The following is a 23,336-nucleotide window of genomic DNA, read 5'->3' as shown; positions in this document are numbered from 1 at the left end:
CCGCTACGGCAGTCGGAACCCCAGGGCCTCGGCTGCCGCGTGCGGCGTCGGGTGGGCCCACAGGGACGCCACCGCCTCGTTCGTCGACAGCGAGCGCGGCTCCGCGCGGTCCAGGTACAGCGTGCCGTCGAGGTGGTCCGTCTCGTGCTGGACGATCCGGGCCGGCCAGCCGGTGAACACCTCGTCCAGCGGGCGGCCCCGTTCGTCCTCGCCGCGCAGCCGCACCTCGGCGTGCCGGGCCACCACCGCCTGCCAGCCCGGCACGCTCAGACAGCCCTCGAAGAACGCGGCCCGGGCGGTGCCCACCGGCTCGTACACCGGGTTGACCAGCACCCGGAACGGCTGGGGGACCCGGCCCCGGGCCGCCGCCACCTCCGGCGGCACCGGCGCCGGGTCCTCGATGACCGCGATCCGGAGCGGGATGCCGACCTGCGGGGCGGCCAGTCCCACACCGGGCGCCGCGTGCATGGTGGCGCGCAGCGCCTCGACGAACCGGACCAGCAGCGCGGGGCCGAGCTGACCGTCGTACGGCTCGGTGCCGCGCCGCAGCACCGGCCGGCCGGCCGCGACGATGGGCAAGGGACCGCCGGCGGCGAGGAGTTCCTCGACCCGCTCGGCGAGCGGTGTGTCATCACGGGGTGCCATCGCGTCAGCATGCCACGCCCGCCCCGCACCCGGCGGCACCCCCGGGCATCGGCGCGGGCCGCGCGGCCGGGGGCACTGTCAGTGGCGTGAAGTAGCGTGGGACGGGTCGGTGACAGAGCGGTGCAGACGGGGGAGGGGACCGGAGAGATGACAGGGCAGGACGGGCAGGACGGCCGGGCCCGGCGGCGCGGCCAGGGCGAGCTGGAAGGCCAGGTGCTCGGCGCGCTGCGCGAGGCGGACGGGCCGGTCAGCGCCGCCTGGGTGCAGCAGCGCCTCGGCGGCGACCTCGCCTACACCACCGTCGTCACCATCCTGACCCGGCTGCTCGCCAAGGACGTCGTCTCCCGCGAACGGCACGGCCGGTCCTTCGTGTGGACGCCGACGGCCGACGTCGCCCGGCTCGCCGCCCTGCGCATGCGCCGCCTGCTGGACGGCGAGCGGGACCGCGAGGCGGTCCTGGCCAGCTTCGTCACCGCCCTGCCGCCCGGCGACGAACAGGTGCTGCGGGCCCTGCTCGACATCCCGGCCCCGGACGCCGGCCGCCCGGAGGACTGAGCGCCGATGGGGGTCTTCGTCTTCCTGCCGCTGGTGCTGCCGCTGTCCGCGTGGCCGGTCGCCCGGCTCGCCGAGAACCGGCTGCACCCGCGCACCGCCACCCGGCTGCTGACCGCGGTCGCCGTGGTCATGGCCGTGTGCAGCACGCTGTGCCTGGCCCTGCTCATGGTGGTCGGCACCGCGCAACTGCCCGGCAACCCGCTGCCCGACGGCTGGTCCGACCCCGAGGTGCGGGCCGCCGTCCCGCACGACGAGGTGGCCGGCCGGGCCGCGATACCGGCGCTCGCCGTGGTCGCCGCCGCCTGCGCCCGCACCCTGTGGCGGCACCGCCGGGTCACCCGCCGCGCCCGCCGGGCCCTGGCCGCAGTGCCGGGCCCCACGGTGGCCGTCCTGCCCGACAGCACGCCGTACGCGTACGCGCTGCCCGGCGGCCGGGGCCGGATCGTGGTCAGCACCGCCCTGCTGGACGGACTCGCCCCGGCCGAGCGGCGCGCCCTGTTCGCGCACGAACGCGCCCACCTGACCGCCCGCCACCACCGTCATCTGCTCGCCGCGCACCTGGCCGCCCGCGCCAACCCGTTCCTGCGCCCGCTGCGCACCGCCGTCGTCTACACGGCCGAGCGGTGGGCGGACGAGGAGGCGGCCCGCGCGGTGGGCGACCGGCGCACGGTGGCCCGGGCCATCGGCAAGGCGGCCCTGCTGTCGCCGCGCACCCCGGCGCCCACCCTGGCCGCGCTCGCCGCGACCGGGCCCGTGCCGCGCCGGGTGGCCGCGCTGCTCGCGCCCGCACCGGCGGCCCGCACCTGGCCGTCGGCGTTCACCGCGGTCGGCCTGGCCGCCTGGGGCGCCGCCGCCGGGGCGCTGGCCTCCGCCATGTCGTCGGCGAACTCGGCCGTCACCCTGGTGCTGATCCTGCGCGCGGCCACCCCTTTGTGAACCGGAGGCGTCCATGGCCCGCACGGCATGGACTGAGGTTGGGGCCGGGGCCTTGGGCGTACCCGGCGGCCGGCAGGAGCCGCCGGGCGGTCACCCGGACGGTCGCGCCCGGGGCCTGAGCGGGGCGGGCCGCGCGAACGGGCGCCGCCCGGGGCGCCAGGTGGCGACCAGCGCCGCCGCCAGCAGCAGTTCGGCGATGTCACCGCCGTAGTACATGATCTCCGCGCCGCCCCGGACCTCGGACGCGGGCGCGTGGACGGCCACGCCGAAGCCGCCGTACATCAGTTGCGCCGCGACCGCGTGCACGGCGATCGCGCAGCCCAGCCAGACCAGCCGGGCGGGCACGCCGGGCCGGGCCGGAGCGGGGTCGGGACCGGCGACGGCGTGCGCCAACAGGCACCCCGACAGCAGGAAGTGGGCGTGCGTCAGCCAGTGCCCGGCCGGGTGGGCCATGGCGGTGTCGTACAGCGGGGTGAAGTACAGCACCGGGAGACTGCCGGCCGACAGCAGCACGGCCACCGGCGGACGGGTCAGCAGCCGCGCCGGAGCGCTGTGCAGCACCGCGGTCAGCCGGCGCGCGCGGGGCGCGGAAACCGCGCGCAGCACCAGGGTGACCGGGGCGCCGAGCACCAGCGCGAGCGGGGCGTACATCCCGATGAGCAGGTGCTGGACCATATGACCGCGGAAGTCCCGGTGTGCGAGGGGCGCCACCGGCGGCAGCAGCGCCACCGCCAGCAGCACCACACCGGCGCAGAACGCGACGGTGCGCCAGGGACTCCAGGCCCGCGCCGGATTCCGCCGGCGCGCCCGGAGGACCAGCAGCAGATAGCCGCCCGCGCACACCAGCAGGGCCAGGACCGGCAGGACGGCACCCGGCGCGCCACCGGCCGCCGGGTCGGAGGTGTGGTGGTGGCCCATCAGGCGAGGCGTCCCGCACGGACGGCGCCCGGAGCCGCCGGGTCGAAGGACCGGCCGCCCCGCTTCAGCAGCAGCCCGCCCGCGACCAGCAGCGCCCCGAGGACCAGGAAGGCCACGTCCCACCACACCTGGTACGCCCCGCCGCGCACATGGTGGATGCCCAGGATCTGGTGGTCCAGCAGACCCTCCACCAGGTTGAACAGGCCCCAGCCGGCCAGGATCCAGCCCCACAGCACCCGCGAGGTCCACACCCGGCGCCGGCCGGTGGTCACCCGCGCGTACAGCACGGCGAGCCCGGACAGGACGGCCAGCCAGCACACGGTGTGGAAGACGCCGTCCCACACGGTGTTCATCTCCAGCCCGGAGACGCTCTTCGGGTCGTAGTACTTCACCCCGATGCGGTCGTGGTCGGTGCTGGTCAGCATGTGGTGCCACTGAAGGAGCTGGTGCAGCAGGATGCCGTCGACGAATCCGCCGAGCCCCACGCCCAGCAGGATGCCGGGCAGGCGCAGACTGGCGGGCGCGGTGTCGCTCCTGGTGTCGCGTACGGTCGTTGCCATCGCTCCTCGTCTCGGTCGATTCGAGTGGATCGGTTCCGGCTGAGGTGCCCTCACGACAGCTACCAGTTCCCGGACGCCACCGCTGCCGCAGGCTCGGCCATCTGCGCGGCCCTGCGGGACGGCCGACTTCCGACGGCCCGGGGACGCCCGCGGGGCGCGCGCGTCCGTATCCGGTACCCGGCGAAAGATTGATAAGCCATAACTTGCACGCTTTCAGCCGCGTTTCACCGGGTGCGGGCAAGTGCCCGCGACCGTATCTGGAAGGACAGGGAACCGATGAAACGGGTTACCCGAAACAGTGTCATCGCCGTCGCCGCCGCCTCGGGCGCGATGGCAGTGGCCGGGCCGGCGCACGCCGACTCCGCCGCGGGCGGTCACGCGGGCGGCTCGCCCGGGCTGATCTCCGGCAACGGCATCCAGTTGCCGGTACACGTTCCGGTGAACGCGTGCGGGAACACCGTGAACGTGGTGGGGCTGCTGAACCCCGCCATGGGCAACCGCTGCGCCAACCAGGGTGACCGGACCGGGGGCAAGGAGGGCGCCGCGACCTCGGGCGGGGCCACCGCCGTGGGCAAGGAGCAGGGCTCGCCCGGGGTGATCTCCGGCAACGGCCTCCAGCTCCCGGTCGACCTGCCGGTGAACGTCAGCGGCAACACCGTGGACGTGGTGGGGATCGGCAACCCCGTCTTCGGGAACCAGTCCGTGAACACCTCCGGCACCCGTCCCGACACCCCCGAGCGGCCCACACCGCCCGTGCGGCACACCCCGCCGCCGCGCCACGAGCCGCACGAGCCGTCGCACCCCGCGACCCCCACCCGCCCGGCGCCGCACCCGGCGTCCAGCGTCGTACGGCAGCGCACGCCCGGCACCCTGGCCCGCACCGGAACGGACGGCACCTGGACGGCCGCCGCCGCGAGCCTGGCGTCGCTGGCGGGCGGGACCGTGCTCTACCGGCGCTTCCGGCCGGGGACCGGGCGCTGACCCCGGCCGCCCCCTCCGACTCCGGGAGGGGGCGGCCTCCCGCTGCCCGCCACGCCGGATCCGCCCCGGCGGGGCCGGCCGCACGACCGCGGCCGGTGCGGGCTCAGCGGCGCAGGACGACCTCCTGGTCCATCCGGGACAGCTTCTCGGGGTTGCGCACGGCGTACAGGCCGGTGACACGGCCGTCGGCGATGCGCAGGGCGAGCACGGTGTCCACCTTGCCGTCGAGCCGGAGGACCAGTGCCGGGCAGCCGTTGACCAGGGCCGGGCGCAGCGCCGCCGCGCCGAACCTGCGCAACCCGGCGGCCAGCGGGGCGACCCGCTCGGCGCCCACGACCGGCTCCGGCGCGGCCCGGACGATTCCACCGCCGTCGCCCAGGAAGACGACGTCCGGCGCCAGGATGTCGAGCAGCCCCCGCAGGTCGCCGGTGTCGACGGCGCGCCGGAACGCCTCCAGCGCGGCGTGCGTCTCGGCGGCGGAGACCGTTCCGCGCGGCCGGCGGGCGGCGACATGGGCGCGGGCCCGGTGGGTGATCTGACGGACCGCGGCCGGGCTCTTGCCGACGGCCCCGGCTATCTCGTCGTACTCCACCGCGAACACCTCGCGGAGCACGAACACCGCCCGTTCGGTGGGGGTGAGCGTCTCCAGCACCAGCAGCATCGCCATCGAGACGCTGTCGGCCAGTTCGGCGTCCTCCGCCACGTCGGGCGCGGTCAGCAGCGGCTCGGGCAGCCAGGGACCGACGTAGGACTCCTTGCGCCGGGCGAGCGTCCGCAGCCGGGCCAGCGCCTGGCGGGTGGCGATCCGGACCAGGTACGCCCGCGGGTTGCGCACGGTCCCCGGGTCGACGTCCGCCCAGCGCAGCCAGGTCTCCTGGAGGACGTCCTCGGCGTCGGCGGCCGAGCCGAGCATCTCGTAGGCGACGGTGAACAGCAGGTTGCGGTGGGCGACGAACGCCCGGGTGGCCAAGTCCACGCCCGGCACCCGGGGTTCCGCGGTGCCCGTGCCCGTACCCGTACCCACTCCCGTGCTGCGCCCGCTCATGTCCGCTCCCGCCGGTCCGCCCTCGTCACACCCACGAGATGCCGGCGGGCGCCGCCGTGTGACATCCGCGGCCGGTGACGTGCCTCACAGGGGCGAGCGGGGCCTCACCAGGTGACCGGCAGCCGCACCGGGAAGCGGCGGATGGTGCCGGTGTCCCACTCGATGTCCTCGGGGGCCACGGCGAGCCGCAGCGTGGGGAAGCGGGTCAGCAGGCCGGTGACCGCGCTGTCCAGCTCCGCCCGGGCGAGCGGCGCCGCCAGGCAGTGGTGTCCGCCCCAGCCGAACGTCATGTGCGGGCGCACCGGTCGCTCCAGGTCCAGCCGGTGCGGGTCGGGGAAGACGGCCGGGTCCCGGTTGGCCGCCAGGTACGACACGTGGACGTAGTCGCCGGCGCTGATGAGGGTGCCCTCGACCTCCGCGTCCTCCAGGGCGATCCGGGGGATGCCCACGCCCTTGCGGAACGGGATGAACCGCAGCAGCTCCTCCAGCGCGCCGGGGAACCGGCCGGGGTCGCGGGCGAGCGCGGCACGCTGCTCGGGATGGGTCAGCAGCACGTAGGCGATGTCGCTGATCTGGCAGGTCGCGGTGTCGTTGCCGCTGAGGATGAGCGTCACGGCCAGCACCGCAAGCTCGTCGTCGCTCAGCGGCTCCTCGCCCTCCGGCACCGGGGCCGTGGCCAGCGTGCTGAGCAGGTCCTCGCCCGGCGCCCGCCGCCGCTCCGGGACCAGCCCGGCGAAGTACGCCCGCAGGGACGCCTTGGCCTCGGCCGCGGTCTGCCGGGCGTCGGCGGAGGTGGCCAGCAGCCGCATGGTGCGGTCCCGCAGCTCGTCACGGTCGGCCTCGGGCACGGCGAGCAGCTCGCAGATCGTCAGGTGCGGCAGCGGCACCGACAGATGGGTCACCAGGTCGGCGGGCGGGCCCGTCTCGGCCATCGCCGTGAGCAGGCCGGCCACCACCCGGTCCACCGCCGGCCGCATGGCCGCCACCCGGTCCCGGGTGAACGCCTGGGCCGCCACGTGCCGCAGCCGGGTGGCGTGCGGCGGGTCCGTCACGTTGATGGACTCCGGCGACACGATGGGCTCGGGCGTCATCCTCGGGTAGTCGCGCCCGACGATCGCCGCCCGGCTGAACCGGGGGTCGCACGTCACCTGACGCACGCCGGCGAAGCTGGTCACGAGCCACGCCTCGGCCTCGCCGTAGGGGAGCCGGATCCGGCTGACCGGGCCGCGCCGGGCCAGCGCGTCCAGCTCCGGGTCGAAGTCCAGCGCCTCAGCGAAGTCGAAGGGGCATTCGAGCACTGTCGGTTCCTGGAACGACATCACAGCCTCCTTTGTGCGCCGCCGGGCGCGCTCCTCGCATGCGGCCGGGCGCGTTTGCCGGTGAGGGCGCCGCCGACCGGAGTACGGCCGGCAGGTGTACGGCCGGCCGGGCATTCGTGGCTCGTACGGCTCCGAGGCGTCGCCTCGTCCCCGGGAGAGTCACTTCCCCAATATGCGGGAGGTCGACGGGCTTCGCACGACAGACGCGGGTGGCGCGGGCGGGTCGCGGACATCGGCCCCGCGGGCTCGGCGTCGGGTCGCGGGCGTCGGGTCGCGGGCGTCGGGTCGCGGGCGTCGGCCCGGCGGGCTCAGGCGTCGACCCGGTGCCGTCGGCGCCGGAGCAGGGCGGAGCGGCCGGGCGCGGCGGTGCCGCCGCGGGCGGCGGCGCGGGCGGGGCCGTCGGGCATCGTGAAGGTGAAGACCGCCGTGGCCGCCGCGATCGCGGCGAGGGCGAGGAAGGCGTGCTGGTACGCGGCGACGGGCGGGGCCGCGGCGGCGCCCGACGGGGTGCCGAGGACCAGGGCCGTGGTCACCGCCGCCGGCGCGAGCGCGCCGCCGGTCTGGCGCACCACGGTGTTCAGCATCGTGGCCTGGGCCAGGTCGGCCCGGTCGACGGTGGCCAGCGAGGCGACCGTCGTGGGGATGAAGAAGCAGCCGATCGCGGCGCCGAACAGGAACATGTAGCAGCGGACCGTCCACAGGCCGGTGCCGGCGTCGCAGCCGGCGAGCAGCACCAGGGTCGCGCTGACCCCGGCCAGTCCCACGCCGACGATCAGGCGCGGACCGACCCGGGCGTACAGCGCGCCGGTGATCTGCACGGTCAGCAGGACGCCGAACGCCTCGGGGAAGGTGGTCAGGCCCGACTCCAGCGCGGTACGGCCCTGCGCCTGCTGGAGGAAGAGGGGCCCCAGGTACAGGGCGCCCATGATGGGTATCAGGCCGACCAGGTTGATCAGGTTGGTGTCGCGGAAGAGCCGGTCGGTGAACAGGCGCAGCCGCAGCAGGGGGTGGGCCGTGCGCAGCTCGACGGCGACGGCGGCGGCCAGCAGCACCGCGCCCAGGACCAGGCAGCCGACGACGGCGGGGGAGGACCAGCCGCGGTTGGGTCCCTCGCAGACGCCGAACATCACGGTGCCCAGCGCCCCCGCGCTCAGCAGCAGGCCGGGCACGTCGAACCGGCCGGGCCGGCCGCCGCGGTCGCCGGCCAGGAACAGCGCGCCGAACAGCACGGCCGGGAGTCCCACGGGCAGGTTGACGTAGAACACCCACCGCCAGGACAGGTGGTCCACCAGCAGCCCGCCCAGGACGGGGGCCGCGGCCGGGGCGATCTGCTGCGGAATGATCATGTAACGGGAGACGCGCACTTGTTCGGCGGGGGTGAAGGTGCCGAACAGCAGCGCGGCGGAGGCCGGGAAGAGGACGCCGGCCGACAGTCCCTGCACCGCGCGATAGGCGACGAGCTGACCGAGCCCGGCCGCCGCCCCGCACAGCAGCGAGGAGCCGAGGAAGCCGGCCAGGGCGGCCAGCAGCACGCGTTTGCCGCCGAACCGCTCGACCAGCCAGGCGGAGGCCGGGATGGCCATGGCCAGGCAGACCGGGTAGGCGACGACGACGCCGTCCAGCGCGGCGGTCGTCAGGTGGAACTGACGGGCGATCGAGGGCAGGGCCACGGTGGTGATCGCTCCGTCGACGATCGCGATGAACGTCACGCTGACGCAGATGACGGGGACGACCAGACGCTGACTGAGCGACGGCAGGGCGAACGGCACGGAGGGACGACGGCGCATATGCTGAGCATACGCACTATGTTGTTGCTCAGTACATGGCTTTCGGCGTGCCCGATGCGGGACGGGGCCTGACGGGCAGTAAGCGGACCGGGCCGGCCGGGCCGACGGCCGGGCTCGATGGTCCCGGCCGTGCGGGACAGGAGAGACTGGGCACCATGGCAGTGCACGGCAGCAGCGACATCCTCATCGACGAGCTGTACGAGACGACCAACCGGCTACGGCAGTTCGTGGAGGCCCGGCTGCGGGAGAAGGGGGCCTCGGTGGCCCGGCTGCGCGCCCTGCGCATGCTGGCCAGGTCGCCGGAACCACTGCGGATGCGGGACCTCGGCGAGCTGGCCGGGATCGCCGCCCGCACCACCACCACGATCGTGGACAGCCTGGAACGCGACGGCCTGGTGGAGCGGGTACGCCACCCCACGGACCGGCGCGCGTTCCTGCTGCGCCTCACCGAGGACGGGCTGCGCTGCCACCGCGAGGCGGAGGAGACCGACCGCCTCGCCCTCGCCGAGGCCACGGCGACGCTGGACGCGGCCGACCGCGAGCGGCTGCGGGCCCTGCTGGCCCGCATCCGGGAGAACACGGGGTGAGTGCCCTCCCGGTGGCGCCGGGCCGCCGTCAGCCGGCCACCAGCACCGGACGCAGCATCAGCGTGCGCAGCTGGTCGCGGGTCAGCGGCGGGCTGCTCAGCAGGGGACCGAGCCGGCCGTCACCGTCATAGCCGGTACTGTCCCGCACCGACAGGGCCCGCCCGTCGGGCAGCAGCAGGCGGCCGGTGAGTTCCTCCCCCCACACCGGGGTGCCCTCGTCGTGCCGGGCCGGCTGCCGCCAGATCGTCAGCACCCGGCCGTCGGGCAACTCCTCCCGTACGCAGTCGGCGCGGCGGTCGCCGGTGTCGGCGTCCGGTGCGCACAGGTCGGCCGCCGGGTCCCCGCCGGGATGCTTCCCGGCGACCTCCTTCGCGCTGCGGACACTGATGTGCAGGAAGCCGACGCCGCCGTCCCGTCGTACGGCGTACTCGCCGTCCAGCGGGCCCCCCGTCCCGGTATCGGTGCCGGCCGCCGGGTCGGCGCCCTTGATCAGCACCGGCCAGGAGACCTCCTCCACCTTCCCGACCCCGGACGGCAACAGCGCGGCGAGCTTCTCCTGCCGTCCGGTGCCGGCGGTCAGCTGCGTGGGGGCGGTGGCCGTCACCGCCCGTTCCGTCCCGCCGGATGCCAGGCCCGGCCCGGCGATCACGGCGGCGGCGACCAGGGCCAGCCCCGTCCCCCCGACCACCGCCCGGCGCCGGCGGCGGATCCGGGACGCCGCGCCGAAGACCGCGGCCGGGTCGGTGGAGGGACCGGTGACCCCCTCGACGGCCCGCCCCAGCAGCTCCCGCACCTCGTGCGTGCCGTCGTTCATACGCGTTCCCCTTCCCTTTCCCTCTCGGTCTCCCGCTCCATGCGGGCGCGCAGCACGGCCAGGCCGCGAGCGGTGTGACTCTTCACCGTGTTCTCCCGCATGCCGAGCACCGCGGCCGTCGCCTCGACGCTCTGGTCCTCCCAGAACCGCAGGACCAGCACGGCGCGTTGCTTCGGCGTGAGCCCGGCCAGGGCCGCCCGTACGGCCATCCCGGTCTCCGCGTCCGGCTCGGGCACGGCCCGGTCGGGCAGCTCCCCGTACGCGTACTCGCGCCGCCAGAACCGTCGCCGCCCGGCGATGAAGGTGTGGTACAGCGTCTTGCGGGCGTACGCCTCGATGTTGTCCAGCCGCTGCCACCGCCGCCAGCCGAGGACCACCTTGACCAGCGTCGTCTGGACCAGGTCCTCCGCGTCGTCGCGGTTGCCGCAGATCAGATACGCGCTCCTGAAGAGCGCCAGGCGTCTGTCCCGGACGAAATCGTGCAGCGCGTCCTCACCGCGCTTCATCCCGTCCCCCTTCCCGGCCCGCGGACGCGGACCGTCTCACCCCTCAAGTGCGCTGGGCCGGACGGTAGGTTGCGGCACGGGGCGGCGGATACGGGCACGCCCCGCTCAGGGGTGTGCCGCCCGCGGGGTGGGCGTCGCCGTGACCGGGCTCGGGGTGGCCGGGGTGGGCGCCGGGGACGGGGTTCCGGTCCGCGGGTGCGGTGAGCGGGCCGGAGGGGCCGGGGCCGGGTGCCCGTCGTGCGTCGTGGAGAGCACCAGCGTGAGGAACACCAGCGCGGCGACGGCGGCCAGGGCCATCGCGCCCACCACCATCCGGCGCGCCCGCGTGCGCCGCGACCGCACCGGCGGGGCGGGCGGTGACAGGGGCCGCAGGTCGGCCGGACCGACGGCGTGCGCCCGCGCGGCCAGCGCGGCCCGCAGGCGCTCCTCGACGGGCGCCGCCCCGCTCCCTGTACCGTACTCGTTCATCGCAGCCCCTCCAGACGCCGGCCCAGAGCGTCCAGGGCCCTGCTGGCCGTGGACTTGACGGCACCGCGCGACAGGCCGAGCGTCGCCGCGATCTCGGCCTCGGTCAGATGCGACCAGTACCGCAGCACCAGCACCTCCCGCTGCCGCCGGGTCAGCGTGCGCAGCGCGGCCAGCACCTCCCGGTGGTCCTCGTGCAGCAGCACGTCCTCCTCCGGGGCGGGCGCGTGCTCCTCGGGCGCGGGAACGTGCGCCCGTACGGTCCTGCGGCGACGCAGCACCGAGCGGGCCCCGTTGACGACGCTGGTCCGCAGATACGCCTCCGGGTCGTCCAGCGCGGCGAGCCGGTGGCCGTGCCGCCGGAACAGCGCGGTGAACGCGTCCTGGACGACGTCCTCGGCCGTGGGCAGATCGTCCACCAGCAGCACCGCGAGGCGCACCAGGGACAGCCTGCGGTGGTGGTACAACTCCTCGATGCCCGGCGGCGTTCCGGCCGCGACCGCGCCGGCCGGGGCACCGGTGCGGGGCGCGGCCGGTGTCGTACCCGCGTGGGTGCGGGCGAGGACGCGGACGCGGAGCACGTGGGTGAGCCGCCGCGGCCAGGACGCGGAGGGCTTCGGGGCGCCGGCGCGTGCCCAGGGCAGGGCCGTGGCCGGTGGTGTCGCTGTCGTCATGGGTCTCCCGGTGCCTGGTCCCGGTGCGGGGAGCCGCCGCGCGACGGCTCCCCGCACCGGACCTGCCTCAGTGCTGCCGCGGAACCGGAACCGGCGCCGGTGCGGCGTGGCGGTGGTGGTGCGGGACGGGCACCGGGCGGTCCGCCTCCGGGGCCGGGGCCGGGGTCGCCGTGGCCGGAGCGGGGACGGGGGAGGGGACGGCCGTGGCCGGTGCCGGCGCGGGGGTCGCCGTACCCGTCGGCGGTACCGGGGCGGGGGTTCCCGTGCGGACCGGCGACGGCACCGGGGCCGGGGTGGCGGTGTGGGTCGGTGGGACCGGGGCCGGGGCCGGGGTGGCGGTGTGGGTCGGCGGGGCTGGGGCCGGGGACGGGGTCGCCGTGTGGGCCGGCGGTACCGGAGCCGGGGTGGATACCTGGTCGTCCGCCGGGGCCGGGGCCGGGGCGGTGGCCTGGTGGGCCTGGGTGGGGGCCGCGGACGAGCGGTCGGCCTTGGCGGGCCCGCTGTCCTGGGCCGCCTGCGCGGTCATGGCGCCGGCGACGGTCAGGGCGGCGCCTACGGCGGAGACCCCCAGGGCGGCGCGCAGCCGGTGCGTACGGTGCTGGCGTGGGGCACGGTGTGCGGACATGTGTTCCTTCGGTCGCTCGGGTCGGACGTCTGTCGAAGTGGAGGCCTCCACCCCGACAGACGTCCGGCCCCGGACGAGGTTGCAGGTCCCGGCCGACGAATTTTCTCCGCCACGTTCCCGCGCCGCCGGCGCAGGCAGGTCCGGGCGTCTCGGCCCAGCGGCTTCAGCGCGCTGCCGGCCCCCGGACGTGACCCGCGTCCGGCGGACCGCCGTCAGGCAGCGTCAGCCGCAGGGCCGGCCGTCCACTCGGGGGCCAGCACCGCCCAGATCTCCTCGTCGTGCCGCTCGCCCCGGTGGAGGTGGCTCTGCCGCAGGACCGCCTCCTTGCGCATGCCGAGCCGGCGGGCGACGGCGATGCTGGGCGCGTTGCCGGCCGACACCCACCACTCCACCCGGTGCACGCCACGCTCCCGGATCGCCCAGTCGATCAGGTGCCGCGCCGCCCGGGTCACCAGACCCCGGCCCACCGCGTCCGGCTCCAGCCAGCAGCCCGCCTCCGCCGTGCCCTGCGGGACGTCCAGCCGGCGCAGGATCACCGCGCCCACCAGGGTGCCGTCGAGGCGGATCGCCCGGATCAGTCCCGCGTCGGCCGCCTCCTTGCGGGCGTACGCCTCCAGGAACGCCCGGCTGGACTCCGGGTCCGTGACCGCGTCCGGCAGTCCGTTGAACCGGCCGATGAACTCCCGGCCCCGGTCCACATGGGCGAGGAACTCCTCGGCCTGCCAGGGCTGGAGCGGGCACAGCTCGGCGCCGTCGTCACCGAGAGAGAGCGCGAACATGGGTCACCTTCGGGTCGTCGGAGGACAGGGGGTATCCGGTGGGCATTCGGTGGCCAGCCTATGGCCGGCGCCCGACCTGGTGTTTCAGGGGGCTCCGGCCACCGTCCGGCCCCTGTTGGCGGTCACGCCTCGAAGGCCGCCGCGCCCTCCTCCGCGAAGGTCAGCGCCGCCGGATGGCCGAAGAGGCCCGGCAGGCCGCCGGTGTGCAGGAAGACCGTCTTCTCGCCCGGGCGGATGTCACCGTCCCGCACGGCCGCGTGGAGGCCGGCCAGGGCCCGGCCCGTGTAGGTCGGGTCCAGGACCAGGCCCTCGGTGCGGGCGGCGAGCCGGAGCGCCTGCGTCACCGGGCCGGTCAGGGCCGCGTACCCGGCGCCCACCTGGTCCCGGCGCACCCGCAGCCCCTCCGGTGCGACCTCCTCGTCCGTGAGCGGCGCGGCGAACTCCGCCACCGCGGCGGCCGGTTCGGCCAGCGCGCCCACGTCGACACCGAGCACCGAGTCGCTGCCCAGGGCCGCGACCAGCCCCGCCATGGTGCCGCCCGAGCCGAGCGCGACCACCACCGTGCGCAGCCGGGGCACCTGTTCGCGCAGTTCCGCCCCGCAGTCCGCGTAGCCCCTGGCCGACAGGGTGCTGGAGCCGCCGAACGGGATCAGCGCCGGACGGGCGCCGGCGGCCCGCAGCCGCGCGCGGACCTCGTCGGCCGCCGCGTCCAGCCCGGCCCGGTCCGCCTCGCCGGCCCAGGCGATCCGTGCTCCGAACAGCCCGTCCAGGGCGAGGTTTCCGGAGTGCGAGCCGCCCGGGGAGCCGCGCAGGACGAGGACCACGTCCAGCCCCAGCCGGGCGCCCGCGGCGGCGGTCAGCCGGGCGTGGTTGCTCTGCGGGGCACCGGTCGTCACGAGGGTGTCCGCGCCCTCGGCGAGGGCCGCGCCGAGAGTCCACTGCAGTTTGCGGACCTTGTTCCCGCCGCCGCCGAGTCCGGTCAGGTCGTCCCGCTTCACCCACAGGTCGTCCGGCCCGAGTCCAAGCGCGGTGGCGAGCCGGGGCGCCGGTTCGACGGGGGTGGGGAAGGTGCCCAGCGGCACGGGCGGGTGCTGGCTCATCGCGGTGTCCTCGGTTCGGTGTTCGGCGGGCGGGGGTGCCGCCGCGCCCAGTCGATCACGGTGGGCGGCCGGCCGTCACCCACGCCGGCGGACGCGCCCCGGGTCCGCCTCACACCGGCAGCAACCGGGCTGTCAGCGCGCCGAGTTGCCGGGCCGTGCGGCACTCGTGCATCTCCACCAGGCCGGCGTACGCGGGCGCCGCCGAGTCGCCGGTGCCCCAGAGGTCGCGCGGCTCGGGGTTCAGCCAGTGGACGCGCCGGGCCCGGCGGGCGATGTCCCGTACGGCGGCGAGGTTCGGGTCGCTCATGTTCGTCCGGGCGTCACCGAGGACGAACACCGTCGTACGCGGGCCGACCGCGCCGCCGTACCGTTCGGCGAACTCGCCCAGTGCCATGCCGTAGTCGCTGCCGCCGTGCCAGCCGGTGAGCGTGGCCTCGGCGCGGATGCGGGCGCCGAGCCCGTCCGGGTCGGCTCGGCCGTGGCCGAGCAGGCCGGTGACCTCGTCCAGCCGGTTGACGAAGGCGAACACGCGCACCTTGGTGAACTCCTCGTGCAGCGCCTGGACGAGGAGCATGGTGAAGTCGGAGAACCCGGACACCGAGCCGGACACATCGCACAGCAGCACCAGTTCGGGGCGGACCGGTCGGCGCCGGCGCAGTACCGGCCGCATCGGCACCCCGCCCGTGGACAGCGAGGTGCGCAGGGTGCGGCGCAGGTCGATCGTGCCGCGCGCGGCCCGGCGGCGGCGCGCGGCCAGCCGGGTGGCCAGCTTGCGCGCGAGCGGCTGGACGGTCCGGCGCAGTTCGGCGAGCTGGTCCCGGCCGGCGTACAGGAAGTCGACCCGGTCGGCGGTCGGGCTGACGCCCCGCCGGGCGATCTCGTCGCGTCCGCGCCGCTCCGCCACCCGGCGCCGCGCCTCCGTCCCGACCATCCGCCGGAACTCCTCGATGCGGCGCCGGATCTCGTCGTCCAGCAGCCGGTCCGCGAAGTCAGCCCCGCCCGCGCCGCTTCCGCCCGGGTCCCGCATTCCGGCCCGTACCCGGGCCAACAGGGTCTGCGGCCGCAGCCGTTCCAGGGTCTGGTACGCCGACCAGCCGTCCGAGCCGGGTGAACTCCCGTACCCGCCCAGCCCGTCGACCGCCTCGGCCGCCAACCGGGCGAGCAGCGCCCGGTCGTCGGCGGCCAGCGCCCCGACGAGCCGGTCGCGCAGGTCGTCCCGGTCCCCGGAAGCGCTCCGCGGAGCGCCGACGCCGCGCGGGAAGTACAGGTCGAAGACCGAGTCGAACAGGGCCCGTTGGCCCGGACCGTGCAGCAGGGTCGCGGCCAGGCCCTCGCGCAGCAGCTCCCGGTCCGCGAGGCCCAGCGCCGCCACCGCCCGCGCCGCGTCCACGGTCTCCCCGGTGCCGATCCGCACCCCGTGCGCGCGCAGCGCCCCGACCAGGCCGGTGATCCGGTCGGCGACGGCGGTCACAGCGCGTCCAGGTCCAGCTTGGCCGCCGCCTTCTGGATGTCGTCCTGGTGCTTGAGGATCACCCCGAGGGTGTCCCGTACGACGCCCTCGTCCAGGGTGCCGGCGCCGAGGGCCAGCAGGGTGCGCGCCCAGTCGACGGTCTCGGCGACGGACGGCGCCTTGCGCAGGTCCATCGCGCGCAGCGCCCCGGCCACCCGCACCACCGACTCGGTCAGCGCGTCCCCGAGGCCCGGCACCTTCAACCGTACGATCCGCCGCTCCAGTTCCTCCTCCGGGAACCCGATGTGCAGGAACAGGCAGCGGCGGCGCAGCGCCTCGGACAGTTCCCGGCCGGCGTTGGAGGTGAGGACGACGAAGGGGCGGCGGGTGGCGGTGACCGTGCCCAGTTCGGGGACCGTGATCTGGAAGTCGCTGAGCACCTCCAGCAGCAGTCCCTCCATCTCGACGTCGGCCTTGTCGGTCTCGTCGATGAGCAGCACCGTCGGCTCGTCACCGCGGATGGCGGTCAGCAGCGGGCGGGGGAGCAGGAACTCCTCGCTGAAGATGTCGGTACGGGTCTCGTCCCAGCTCTCGTCGCGGCCCGCGCTGATGCGCAGCAGCTGCTTGGCGTGGTTCCACTCGTACAGCGCCCGGGACTCGTCCACGCCCTCGTAGCACTGGAGCCGTACCAGCCGGGCGCCGGCCACCTGGGCGACGGCCTTGGCCAGCTCGGTCTTGCCGACCCCGGCGGGTCCCTCCACCAGCAGCGGCTTGCCCAGCCGGGCGGCGAGGAACACGGTGGTGGCGACGGCGGGCGAGGCGAGGTAACCGGCCTCGGCGAGGCGGACGGAGACGTCGTCGACGGACGTGAACAACGGGGGCCTCCGGCGGGTCGGGAGCAGTGCGGTCCTGGAGCGGGCCCCAGGGGAACGTTCCGGCTTCTATCTAAGCGCTTGTTCAGTTCCCGCGCCACGGTTCCCTCCGGCCGGCCACGCCCGGTGAGCGCCACGGTCCGCGCCGATCAGCCGTGTCCGGCGAGCACCGCGAGCCCCGTCCAGCACGGGCCCGCACCCCTGCCCAGCGACGGCCACACCCCCGCTCAGCAAGGGCCCAGACCCCCATCCAGCCCACCCCAACGCGCCTTTGCCCGCCCCCGCCCGCTGCAATGGACCCGTGGCACCGCTCCCCGACGACTGCCTGACGCGCAACGAGTGGATCTGTGGGATCTACCTGAGCACCCGTCGGCAGATCCTGCTCGACGCGGTCGTCCAGCATCTCCAGCTGACCTCCCTGTCGGTGCTGCTCGGCCTGGTCGTCGCGGTGCCGCTCGCGGTGCTGGCCCGGCGCTGGGGCTGGGCGGCCGGCCCGGTGCTGGCCGTGACGACGATCCTGTACACCATCCCGTCGCTGGCCATGTACTCCCTCCTGCTGCCCCTGTACGGCCTGTCCGCCGCCCTCGTCGTCGCCGGGCTGGCGCTGTACTCGCTCACCGTGCTCGTACGGAACATCCTCGCGGGCCTGCGCGCCGTCCCGGAGGAGACCCGGCAGGCCGCGCGCGGCCTCGGCTACGGACCCGTCCGCCTGCTCCTCGCCGTGGAGCTGCCGCTCGCCCTGCCCGCCGCGATGGCGGGCCTGCGCATCGCCACCGTCTCGGCGGTCTCCCTGGCCACGGTCGGCGCGATCGTCGGCTACGGCGGCCTCGGCAACCTCATCTACGCGGGCATGAACAGCTACTTCAAGGCCCAGGTGCTCACCGCGTCCGTGCTGTGCGTGCTGATCGCCGTCGCCGCCGACCTGCTCCTGCTGGGCGTGCAGCGGCTGGTCACCCCCTGGACCAGGACGGCCCGCGCATGAGCACCCTCGCCGCCGCCTGGGACTGGCTCACCGACCCCGCGCACTGGCCGGGCGAGGACGGCATCCGGCACCGGCTGCTCCAGCACCTGCTGCTCACCGCCGTCTGCCTGCTGCTGAGCTGTGCGCTCGCCCTGCCCGTCGCGCTGGTCCTCGGCCACCTCGGCAAGGGCGGCGCGCTCGCCGTGAACCTCTCCAACGCGGGCCGGGCCGTGCCCACCTTCGCCGTCCTGGTCCTGCTGCTGCTCACCCCCGTCGGCCGCTGGGACGACGGCCCCACCGTGGTCGCCCTGGTGCTGTTCGCCGTACCACCGCTGCTCACCAACGCCTACGTCGGCATGCGCGAGGTCGACCGCGGTGTCGTACAGGCCGCCCGGGGCATGGGGATGACCGGCCGCCAGCTGCTGTTCCACGTGGAACTGCCCCTCGCGCTCCCCCTCCTGCTGAACGGGGTCCGGATCGCCGCGGTCCAGCTCGTGGCCACCGCCACCATCGCCGCGCTCGCGGGCGGCGGCGGCCTCGGCCGCATCATCACGGCCGGGTTCAACCTGGCCAGCACGCCCCAGGTGGTCGCGGGCGCGTTCCTCGTCGCCGCCCTCGCCCTCGCCGTGGAGGCCGTCTTCGAACTCGCCGAGCGACTGGCGCCGGCCCGGGCGAGGGGCGGCCGGCCATGACAAACCCCAGGACACCCGGCCTGGCCCTCCTCGCCCTGTTCCTCCTCGCCGCCTGTGCCGCCGGCCCCGCGCTGGAGGACCGCGGCCAGGTCACCGCCGCGCCCGGTGACAGCCGCCGGCTGACCATCGGCTCGGCCGGTTTCACCGAGAGCGACCTGCTCGCCCAGCTGTACGCCCGGCTGCTGGGCGACGCCGGATACCGGACCTCCGTCCTCACGGTCGCCAACCGGGAACTGTACGAACCGGCCCTGGAGTCCGGCCGGATCGACGTCGTACCCGAGTACGCGGCCACCTTCGCCGACTGGCTGAACGCCAAGACGCACGGCGCCGACGCGAAACCCGTCGGCTCGCCGGACCTCGGCGCCACGATGAAGGCCCTGCGCGCCCTCGCCGCCCCCCGGGGCCTGACCGTCCTCGCGCCGGGCCGGGCCGTCGACCAGAACGCCTTCGCGGTGAGCGCCGGCTACGCCCGCCGGCACCGCCTGAAGACCCTCAGCGACCTCGGCGCCAGGAAACTTCCGGTACGGCTCGCGGCGGGCGACGAGTGCGTACGGCGGCCGTACTGCGCCCCGGGCCTGCGGAAGGTGTACGGCATCGACATCACCGCAATCGACCCCAAGGGCGTCGGCACCACCCAGGCGAAACGGGCCGTGCAGCAGGGCCGGGACCAGATGGTGCTGACCACCACCACCGACGCCACCCTCGACTCCTTCGGCCTGGTCCTGCTCGCCGACGACAAGCGGCTGCAGAACGCCGACCACGTCGTCCCGGTCGTCAACCGTGCCCGCGCCGGCGGCCCCCGGGCGGCGAAGGCCCTGGGCCGGCTGGGCGACGTGCTCACCACCGCCGACCTCGCCGCCCTGAACCGGCAGGTCGACTCCGCGCGCCGGCTGCCCGCCGACGTGGCCCGCGCCTATCTGGAGGACAAGGGGCTGACCGGGTAGGCCGCCTCAGGCGTCCGCCACCGAGTCGAACGGCACCTGCCCCCGCGTCACCCCGCGCGCGTCCGCGTCCACCGAGCGGCGCAGCGCCTCGTGCAGCTTCGCCGGGGTCAGCACGCCGAGGAACCGCGCCCCGTCCAGCACGGCCACCCACCCGGCGTCGTGCTGGAGCATCACCCCGAACGCCTGCTTCAGCGGCGCCCCGACCGGCACCCAGGCGGTCATCCGGTGGGCCCGGTCCCCGACCGTGCCGCCCGCCGCCAGTTCCCCGACGCCGACCCAGCCGTGCAGGTCACCGTCCGCGTCCAGGACCACCGCCCACCGGGCGCCCTGACCGAGCAGCCGCTGCCGGGCCCGCGCGGCGGACTCGTCCGGGCGGGCCACCGGCGGCTGCTCCAGGTCGTCCGGCTCGATCGCGGTGACCGACAACCGCTTCAGCCCCCGGTCGGCGCCCACGAAGGAGGCGACGTACGGCGTGGCGGGCGCCCCGAGGACCGCGCCGGGCGTGTCGAACTGCTCGATGCGGCCCTGCCCGTACACGGCGATGCGGTCACCGAGCCGGACGGCCTCCTCGATGTCGTGCGTGACCAGCAGCACCGTCTTGCGCACCTCGGCCTGCATGCGCAGGAACTCGTCCTGCAACTGCTCGCGCACCACCGGGTCGACCGCGCCGAACGGCTCGTCCATCAGCAGCACCGGCGGATCGGCGGCCAGCGCGCGGGCCACCCCGACCCGCTGCCGCTGCCCGCCGGACAGCTGGTGGGGATAGCGCGGCCCGTACGTCTTCGGGTCCAGGCCCACCAGGTCCAGCAGCTCGGCCGCCCGGGCCCGGGCCCGCGCCCGCTTCCAGCCGAGCAGCGCGGGCACGGTCGCGGTGTTGTCCAGGACGGTGCGGTGCGGGAAGAGGCCCACCTGCTGGATGACGTACCCGATGCGGCGGCGCAGCCGCACCGGGTCGACGCCGGCGATGTCCCGGCCGTCGACGAGGATCCGGCCGGAGGTCGGTTCGATGAGCCGGTTCACCATCATCATGGTCGTCGTCTTGCCGCACCCGGACGGCCCGACGAGCGTCACCAGTTCGCCCTCGGCGACCTCGAAGGAGAGGCCGTCCACGGCCGTCGTACCGTCCGGATACCGCTTGGTGACCTGCTCGAACCGGATCATTCCCCCACGCTACGGCAGCCGGCCCGGCCCCTCATCCCGCCGTGCCCCGACCGGCGGACCGCGCCCGCCGAGGGGTCATCCGAGCAGGATCACCTCCAGCGTGCGGGGGCCGTGCACGCCCTCCACCCGGTCCAGTTCGATGTCGCTGGTGGCCGACGGACCCGAGATCCAGGTCAAGGGGCGCGCCGGGTCGAGGCGTTCGAGGGCCTGCGGGACGGAGGAGACGACCTGGTCCGGGACGCGGACGACACAGATGTGGTGGTCCGGGATCAGCGACACGCGGCGCCGGCCCTGGTCCGGGGAGCCGTCGAGCACGAGGGTGCCGGTCTCCGCGATCGCCACGGCACAGCCGGTCACCACGCTGTCCACCCGGTCCAGCCGCGCGGCGGTGAGTGCCGCCCGGTCGTGGACCCGCACAGGATCGGCCTCGGCCAGCCACCCGGGCGGCAGCCCCGGCGGCACCAGCACCTCCCGGGAACCGCGCTCGGCGAGCAGCCGCATGACAACCGTCGGCAGTTCCTCCGCGTCCGTGCGGTGCACGATCGCCCGGTAGTCCGCCAGGTTCTCCGCCAGCAGCTCCACCGTCTCCGCGACGGTGCGCTCCCCGTGCGCGCGCAGGTAGTCCCGGGGCACGGCCTCCTCGTACGGCCGCTGGTCCGGGGTGACGTCCGCGAGGGCCCGCCGCACCCGCCCCAGAATCCGCTCCCTGCTGTTCACCTGTCGCCGTCCTTCCCGCCGCGGGTGCGCTGCCACCAGTCCCGGAAGGGCTCCGGGGGCACGGCAGGCAGATCCCGCGCGCCGCTCCACGCCCGGCCAGGACCCGGCAGGGTGCGCGGATGCAGCCGGCGCGTCCGGGAGGCCAGCCGCTGGCCCGCGCGCAGGGCGCCGGGGTGGGCGAACGCCCAGCGTGCCGCCCGCATCGCCGCCCGCTCGGCCGCGTGCCCCTTCGCCGGTTTCAGCAGCACCTTGTTGCCCCGGCGCACGGCCGGGCCGCCTTCCACCACCCGCTCCCTCAGGTGCACCAGCACCTCGGGGATGTCGATGGCGACCGGGCACACCTCGTAGCAGGCCCCGCACAGCGACGAGGCGTACGGCAGGGAGGCGTCGATCTCGCTGCCCGTGCCCCGCAGCTGGGGGCTGAGGATGGCGCCGATGGGGCCCGGGTAGACCGAGCCGTAGGCGTGCCCGCCCGCCCGCTCGTACACCGGGCACACGTTCAGGCAGGCCGAGCAGCGGATGCAGCGCAGCGCCTGGCGGCCCACGGTGTCGGCGAGGGTGTCGGTGCGGCCGTTGTCGAGCAGCACCAGGTGGAAGGCGCGCGGGCCGTCCTCGTCCGTGGTGCCGGTCCACATGCTGGTGTACGGGTTCATGCGCTCGGCGGTCGAGGAGCGGGGCAGGGTCTGCAGGAAGACCTCCAGGTCCCGCCAGGTGGGCACGGTCTTCTCGATGCCGACGACCGAGATCAGTGTCTCGGGCAGGGTCAGGCACATCCGGCCGTTGCCCTCGGACTCGACGACCACGAGGGTGCCGGTCTCGGCGACCATGAAGTTGGCGCCGGAGATGCCGACCTTCGCCCGCAGGAACTTCTCCCGCAGGTGCAGCCGGGCCGCCTCGGCGAGGTCGGCGGGCGTGTCCGTCAGGTCCTCGGGCGCCGGCCGGCCCCACTCGCCCATCTCGTGCGCGAAGATGTCCCGGATCTCGCCCCGGTTGCGGTGGATGGCGGGGACGAGGATGTGCGAGGGGCGGTCCTTGCCCAACTGCACGATCAGCTCGGCGAGATCGGTCTCGTAGGCGCGGATGCCCGCCGCCGCGAGGGCCTCGTTCAGCTCGATCTCCTGCGTGGCCATCGACTTGACCTTGACGACCTCCGACTCGCCGGTGGCCCTGACCAGTTCGGTGACGATCCGGTTGGCCTCCGCGGCGTCGGCCGCCCAGTGCACCGTACCGCCGGCCGCGGTGACCGACTCCTCCAACTGCTCCAGGTACCGGTCGAGATGGCGCAGGGTGTGGTCCTTGATCCGGCGGCCCGCCTCGCGCAGTTCCGCCCAGTCGGCCAACTCGCCGACGGCACGGGCCCGTTTGGCGCGGATGGTGTGGGTGGCGTGGCGCAGGTTGCCGCGCAGGGTGGGGTTGCGGACGGCCTCCCGCGCGGCCTCCGGAAACGCGGGCATGCCGACGAACGTGCCGCTCACAGCGCCGGTTCCTCCTCCGTGCTCGCCAGGATCTCCGCGAGGTGTACCGGCCGCATGCCGCTGCCCAGCCGGCTCATCGTGCCGCCGATGTGCATGAGGCAGGAGTTGTCGGCCGCGCACAGCACCTCGGCGCCCGTCGACTCCGCGTCGCGCACCTTGTCCACGCCCATCGCCGCCGACACCGCGGCGTTCTTCACCGCGAATGTGCCGCCGAACCCGCAGCACTCCGCGGCCCCCGGCAGCTCGGCCAGCTCCAGCCCCTTCACCGCCTCCAGCAGTCGGCGCGGCCGGTCCCCGAGCCCGAGTCCGCGCAGCCCGTGACAGGTCGGGTGGTAGGTGACCCTGTGCGGGTAGTAGGCGCCCACGTCCGTCACCCCGAGCACGTCCACCAGAAACTCCGTCAGCTCGTACGTCTTCGGCACCACCGGCGCCAGCGCCCGGGCGAGCCCGTCCCCGCGCCCCTCGGCCCGGGCCCGCTCGCCCAGCCGCGGATACAGCTCCCGCACCATCGCCCCGCACGACCCGGACGGGGTCACGATCGCCTCGTAGTCGCGGAAGACATCGGAGAAGTGCCAGGCCAGCGGCTCGGCCTCGTGCCGGTAGCCGGTGTTGTAGTGCGCCTGCCCGCAGCAGGTCTGGTCCATCGGGAAGTCGACGTCGACACCCAGTCTGGTCAGCAGCTTCACCACGGCCCGGCCGGTGTCCGGATACAGCGTGTCGTTGACACAGGTCAGGAACAGGGCGACACGCATCGGGCTCCTCGGTGTC

The 23,336-nt window shown here is 75.3% G+C and carries 26 protein-coding genes; 7 read left to right on the top strand and 19 right to left on the bottom strand.

What is annotated here, in order from left to right; translation table 11 throughout:
• Positions 1-3: 3 nt before the first annotated feature.
• The gene (locus Srubr_RS16375) at positions 4-645 is read right to left on the bottom strand and encodes a peptide deformylase (RefSeq protein WP_189989148.1); all 642 of its coding nucleotides are present in this window, start codon (positions 643-645) and stop codon (positions 4-6) included.
• 147 nt (positions 646-792) lie between these two features.
• On the opposite strand from Srubr_RS16375, the gene Srubr_RS16370 reads away from it, so the two are divergent.
• Both Srubr_RS16370 and Srubr_RS16365 read left to right on the top strand, forming a co-directional pair.
• Positions 793-1,200 carry a BlaI/MecI/CopY family transcriptional regulator gene (locus tag Srubr_RS16370; protein ID WP_189989145.1) on the top strand — a complete coding sequence of 136 codons (408 nt, stop codon included), beginning with the start codon at positions 793-795 and terminating at the stop codon, positions 1,198-1,200.
• A 6-nt stretch (positions 1,201-1,206) separates the two neighbouring features.
• Entirely contained in the window at positions 1,207-2,136 is a 930-nt protein-coding gene (locus tag Srubr_RS16365) for a M56 family metallopeptidase (RefSeq protein ID WP_189989143.1), read from the top strand.
• A 90-nt stretch (positions 2,137-2,226) separates the two neighbouring features.
• Here the strand turns inward: Srubr_RS16365 and Srubr_RS16360 are convergent, their stop codons facing one another.
• Together Srubr_RS16360 and Srubr_RS16355 are read right to left on the bottom strand one after the other, a co-directional pair.
• Positions 2,227-3,054, bottom strand: coding sequence for a cytochrome c oxidase assembly protein (locus Srubr_RS16360; RefSeq protein ID WP_189989142.1), 828 nt, complete (start codon positions 3,052-3,054; stop codon positions 2,227-2,229).
• Positions 3,054-3,614: a DUF2243 domain-containing protein gene (locus Srubr_RS16355; RefSeq protein WP_189989140.1), complete on the bottom strand. Its 561-nt coding sequence runs from the start codon at positions 3,612-3,614 to the stop codon at positions 3,054-3,056. Before Srubr_RS16355 ends, Srubr_RS16360 begins: the two co-directional genes overlap by 1 nt.
• 276 nt (positions 3,615-3,890) lie before the next feature.
• On the opposite strand from Srubr_RS16355, the gene Srubr_RS16350 reads away from it, so the two are divergent.
• Positions 3,891-4,595 (top strand): chaplin, encoded by a 705-nt coding sequence (locus tag Srubr_RS16350; RefSeq protein WP_189989138.1) that lies wholly within the window; start codon positions 3,891-3,893, stop codon positions 4,593-4,595.
• Between the two features lie 103 nt (positions 4,596-4,698).
• On the opposite strand, the gene Srubr_RS16345 is transcribed toward Srubr_RS16350, so the two are convergent.
• The 3 genes from Srubr_RS16345 to Srubr_RS16335 form a co-directional block, all read right to left on the bottom strand.
• Entirely contained in the window at positions 4,699-5,640 is a 942-nt protein-coding gene (locus Srubr_RS16345; protein WP_189989136.1) for an RNA polymerase sigma-70 factor, read from the bottom strand.
• Positions 5,641-5,744: 104 nt separating this feature from the next.
• Complete coding sequence (locus tag Srubr_RS16340; protein WP_189989134.1) at positions 5,745-6,959, bottom strand: cytochrome P450; 1,215 nt, start codon at positions 6,957-6,959, stop codon at positions 5,745-5,747.
• Positions 6,960-7,267: 308 nt separating this feature from the next.
• Positions 7,268-8,668 (bottom strand): DHA2 family efflux MFS transporter permease subunit, encoded by a 1,401-nt coding sequence (locus Srubr_RS16335; protein ID WP_203855079.1) that lies wholly within the window; start codon positions 8,666-8,668, stop codon positions 7,268-7,270.
• A 233-nt stretch (positions 8,669-8,901) separates the two neighbouring features.
• On the opposite strand from Srubr_RS16335, the gene Srubr_RS16330 reads away from it, so the two are divergent.
• On the top strand, positions 8,902-9,333 hold the full coding sequence (locus Srubr_RS16330) for a MarR family winged helix-turn-helix transcriptional regulator (protein WP_189989129.1): 432 nt from the start codon (positions 8,902-8,904) through the stop codon (positions 9,331-9,333).
• Positions 9,334-9,361: 28 nt separating this feature from the next.
• Here Srubr_RS16330 and Srubr_RS16325 read toward each other — a convergent pair whose 3' ends face one another.
• The 9 genes from Srubr_RS16325 to Srubr_RS16285 form a co-directional block, all read right to left on the bottom strand.
• On the bottom strand, positions 9,362-10,147 hold the full coding sequence (locus tag Srubr_RS16325; RefSeq protein WP_189989127.1) for a hypothetical protein: 786 nt from the start codon (positions 10,145-10,147) through the stop codon (positions 9,362-9,364).
• Positions 10,144-10,653 (bottom strand): SigE family RNA polymerase sigma factor, encoded by a 510-nt coding sequence (locus tag Srubr_RS16320; RefSeq protein WP_189989125.1) that lies wholly within the window; start codon positions 10,651-10,653, stop codon positions 10,144-10,146. The genes Srubr_RS16325 and Srubr_RS16320 overlap by 4 nt, the downstream gene beginning before the upstream one ends.
• A gap of 105 nt (positions 10,654-10,758) precedes the next feature.
• On the bottom strand, positions 10,759-11,121 hold the full coding sequence (locus Srubr_RS16315) for a hypothetical protein (RefSeq protein WP_189989123.1): 363 nt from the start codon (positions 11,119-11,121) through the stop codon (positions 10,759-10,761).
• Entirely contained in the window at positions 11,118-11,792 is a 675-nt protein-coding gene (locus Srubr_RS16310; protein ID WP_189989121.1) for an RNA polymerase sigma factor, read from the bottom strand. The genes Srubr_RS16315 and Srubr_RS16310 overlap by 4 nt, the downstream gene beginning before the upstream one ends.
• 67 nt (positions 11,793-11,859) lie before the next feature.
• Positions 11,860-12,417: a hypothetical protein gene (locus Srubr_RS16305; RefSeq protein ID WP_189989119.1), complete on the bottom strand. Its 558-nt coding sequence runs from the start codon at positions 12,415-12,417 to the stop codon at positions 11,860-11,862.
• Between the two features lie 212 nt (positions 12,418-12,629).
• Complete coding sequence (locus Srubr_RS16300) at positions 12,630-13,196, bottom strand: GNAT family N-acetyltransferase (protein WP_189989117.1); 567 nt, start codon at positions 13,194-13,196, stop codon at positions 12,630-12,632.
• Positions 13,197-13,318: 122 nt separating this feature from the next.
• Entirely contained in the window at positions 13,319-14,296 is a 978-nt protein-coding gene (locus tag Srubr_RS16295) for a D-cysteine desulfhydrase family protein (protein WP_189989116.1), read from the bottom strand.
• A gap of 109 nt (positions 14,297-14,405) precedes the next feature.
• Positions 14,406-15,767: a vWA domain-containing protein gene (locus Srubr_RS16290; RefSeq protein WP_189989113.1), complete on the bottom strand. Its 1,362-nt coding sequence runs from the start codon at positions 15,765-15,767 to the stop codon at positions 14,406-14,408.
• Entirely contained in the window at positions 15,764-16,621 is an 858-nt protein-coding gene (locus Srubr_RS16285) for an AAA family ATPase (protein WP_189989111.1), read from the bottom strand. The genes Srubr_RS16290 and Srubr_RS16285 overlap by 4 nt, the downstream gene beginning before the upstream one ends.
• 298 nt (positions 16,622-16,919) lie before the next feature.
• Between Srubr_RS16285 and Srubr_RS16280 the strand changes: the two genes are divergently transcribed.
• Genes Srubr_RS16280 through Srubr_RS16270 form a run of 3 tightly spaced genes read left to right on the top strand, consistent with a single transcriptional unit; the run spans position 16,920 to position 19,215 of the window.
• On the top strand, positions 16,920-17,600 hold the full coding sequence (locus tag Srubr_RS16280) for an ABC transporter permease (protein WP_189989109.1): 681 nt from the start codon (positions 16,920-16,922) through the stop codon (positions 17,598-17,600).
• A complete protein-coding gene (locus tag Srubr_RS16275; protein ID WP_189989107.1) occupies positions 17,597-18,271 on the top strand; it encodes an ABC transporter permease in 675 nt (224 codons plus the stop codon). Before Srubr_RS16280 ends, Srubr_RS16275 begins: the two co-directional genes overlap by 4 nt.
• On the top strand, positions 18,268-19,215 hold the full coding sequence (locus Srubr_RS16270) for an ABC transporter substrate-binding protein (RefSeq protein ID WP_189989104.1): 948 nt from the start codon (positions 18,268-18,270) through the stop codon (positions 19,213-19,215). Before Srubr_RS16275 ends, Srubr_RS16270 begins: the two co-directional genes overlap by 4 nt.
• Before the next feature lie 6 nt (positions 19,216-19,221).
• Here the strand turns inward: Srubr_RS16270 and Srubr_RS16265 are convergent, their stop codons facing one another.
• From Srubr_RS16265 to Srubr_RS16250, 4 genes are all read right to left on the bottom strand, one after another.
• Positions 19,222-20,376: a betaine/proline/choline family ABC transporter ATP-binding protein gene (locus tag Srubr_RS16265; RefSeq protein ID WP_189989102.1), complete on the bottom strand. Its 1,155-nt coding sequence runs from the start codon at positions 20,374-20,376 to the stop codon at positions 19,222-19,224.
• 75 nt (positions 20,377-20,451) lie between these two features.
• The gene (locus Srubr_RS16260) at positions 20,452-21,093 is read right to left on the bottom strand and encodes a LutC/YkgG family protein (RefSeq protein WP_189989099.1); all 642 of its coding nucleotides are present in this window, start codon (positions 21,091-21,093) and stop codon (positions 20,452-20,454) included.
• Positions 21,090-22,568 (bottom strand): lactate utilization protein B, encoded by a 1,479-nt coding sequence (locus Srubr_RS16255; RefSeq protein ID WP_189989098.1) that lies wholly within the window; start codon positions 22,566-22,568, stop codon positions 21,090-21,092. The genes Srubr_RS16260 and Srubr_RS16255 overlap by 4 nt, the downstream gene beginning before the upstream one ends.
• Complete coding sequence (locus Srubr_RS16250; protein ID WP_189989096.1) at positions 22,565-23,320, bottom strand: (Fe-S)-binding protein; 756 nt, start codon at positions 23,318-23,320, stop codon at positions 22,565-22,567. The genes Srubr_RS16255 and Srubr_RS16250 overlap by 4 nt, the downstream gene beginning before the upstream one ends.
• Between the last annotated feature and the right edge of the window lie 16 nt (positions 23,321-23,336).

Source organism: Streptomyces rubradiris (assembly GCF_016860525.1).
In the GTDB taxonomy this organism is placed as follows: domain Bacteria; phylum Actinomycetota; class Actinomycetes; order Streptomycetales; family Streptomycetaceae; genus Streptomyces; species Streptomyces rubradiris.
Note: the sequence above shows the minus strand (reverse complement) of the source record. Positions and strands in the feature narration are given on the sequence as shown.

Coding starts and splice junctions, on each gene's coding strand:
- Srubr_RS16355 (WP_189989140.1), bottom strand. CDS start 3,614: ATGGCAACGACCGTACGCGACACCAGGAGCGACACCGCGCCCGCCAGT.
- Srubr_RS16320 (WP_189989125.1), bottom strand. CDS start 10,653: ATGAAGCGCGGTGAGGACGCGCTGCACGATTTCGTCCGGGACAGACGC.
- Srubr_RS16370 (WP_189989145.1), top strand. CDS start 793: ATGACAGGGCAGGACGGGCAGGACGGCCGGGCCCGGCGGCGCGGCCAG.
- Srubr_RS16365 (WP_189989143.1), top strand. CDS start 1,207: ATGGGGGTCTTCGTCTTCCTGCCGCTGGTGCTGCCGCTGTCCGCGTGG.
- Srubr_RS16375 (WP_189989148.1), bottom strand. CDS start 645: ATGGCACCCCGTGATGACACACCGCTCGCCGAGCGGGTCGAGGAACTC.
- Srubr_RS16270 (WP_189989104.1), top strand. CDS start 18,268: ATGACAAACCCCAGGACACCCGGCCTGGCCCTCCTCGCCCTGTTCCTC.
- Srubr_RS16350 (WP_189989138.1), top strand. CDS start 3,891: ATGAAACGGGTTACCCGAAACAGTGTCATCGCCGTCGCCGCCGCCTCG.
- Srubr_RS16310 (WP_189989121.1), bottom strand. CDS start 11,792: ATGACGACAGCGACACCACCGGCCACGGCCCTGCCCTGGGCACGCGCC.
- Srubr_RS16330 (WP_189989129.1), top strand. CDS start 8,902: ATGGCAGTGCACGGCAGCAGCGACATCCTCATCGACGAGCTGTACGAG.
- Srubr_RS16305 (WP_189989119.1), bottom strand. CDS start 12,417: ATGTCCGCACACCGTGCCCCACGCCAGCACCGTACGCACCGGCTGCGC.
- Srubr_RS16300 (WP_189989117.1), bottom strand. CDS start 13,196: ATGTTCGCGCTCTCTCTCGGTGACGACGGCGCCGAGCTGTGCCCGCTC.
- Srubr_RS16315 (WP_189989123.1), bottom strand. CDS start 11,121: ATGAACGAGTACGGTACAGGGAGCGGGGCGGCGCCCGTCGAGGAGCGC.
- Srubr_RS16360 (WP_189989142.1), bottom strand. CDS start 3,054: ATGGGCCACCACCACACCTCCGACCCGGCGGCCGGTGGCGCGCCGGGT.
- Srubr_RS16265 (WP_189989102.1), bottom strand. CDS start 20,376: ATGATCCGGTTCGAGCAGGTCACCAAGCGGTATCCGGACGGTACGACG.
- Srubr_RS16345 (WP_189989136.1), bottom strand. CDS start 5,640: ATGAGCGGGCGCAGCACGGGAGTGGGTACGGGTACGGGCACGGGCACC.
- Srubr_RS16340 (WP_189989134.1), bottom strand. CDS start 6,959: ATGTCGTTCCAGGAACCGACAGTGCTCGAATGCCCCTTCGACTTCGCT.
- Srubr_RS16295 (WP_189989116.1), bottom strand. CDS start 14,296: ATGAGCCAGCACCCGCCCGTGCCGCTGGGCACCTTCCCCACCCCCGTC.
- Srubr_RS16325 (WP_189989127.1), bottom strand. CDS start 10,147: ATGAACGACGGCACGCACGAGGTGCGGGAGCTGCTGGGGCGGGCCGTC.
- Srubr_RS16250 (WP_189989096.1), bottom strand. CDS start 23,320: ATGCGTGTCGCCCTGTTCCTGACCTGTGTCAACGACACGCTGTATCCG.
- Srubr_RS16275 (WP_189989107.1), top strand. CDS start 17,597: ATGAGCACCCTCGCCGCCGCCTGGGACTGGCTCACCGACCCCGCGCAC.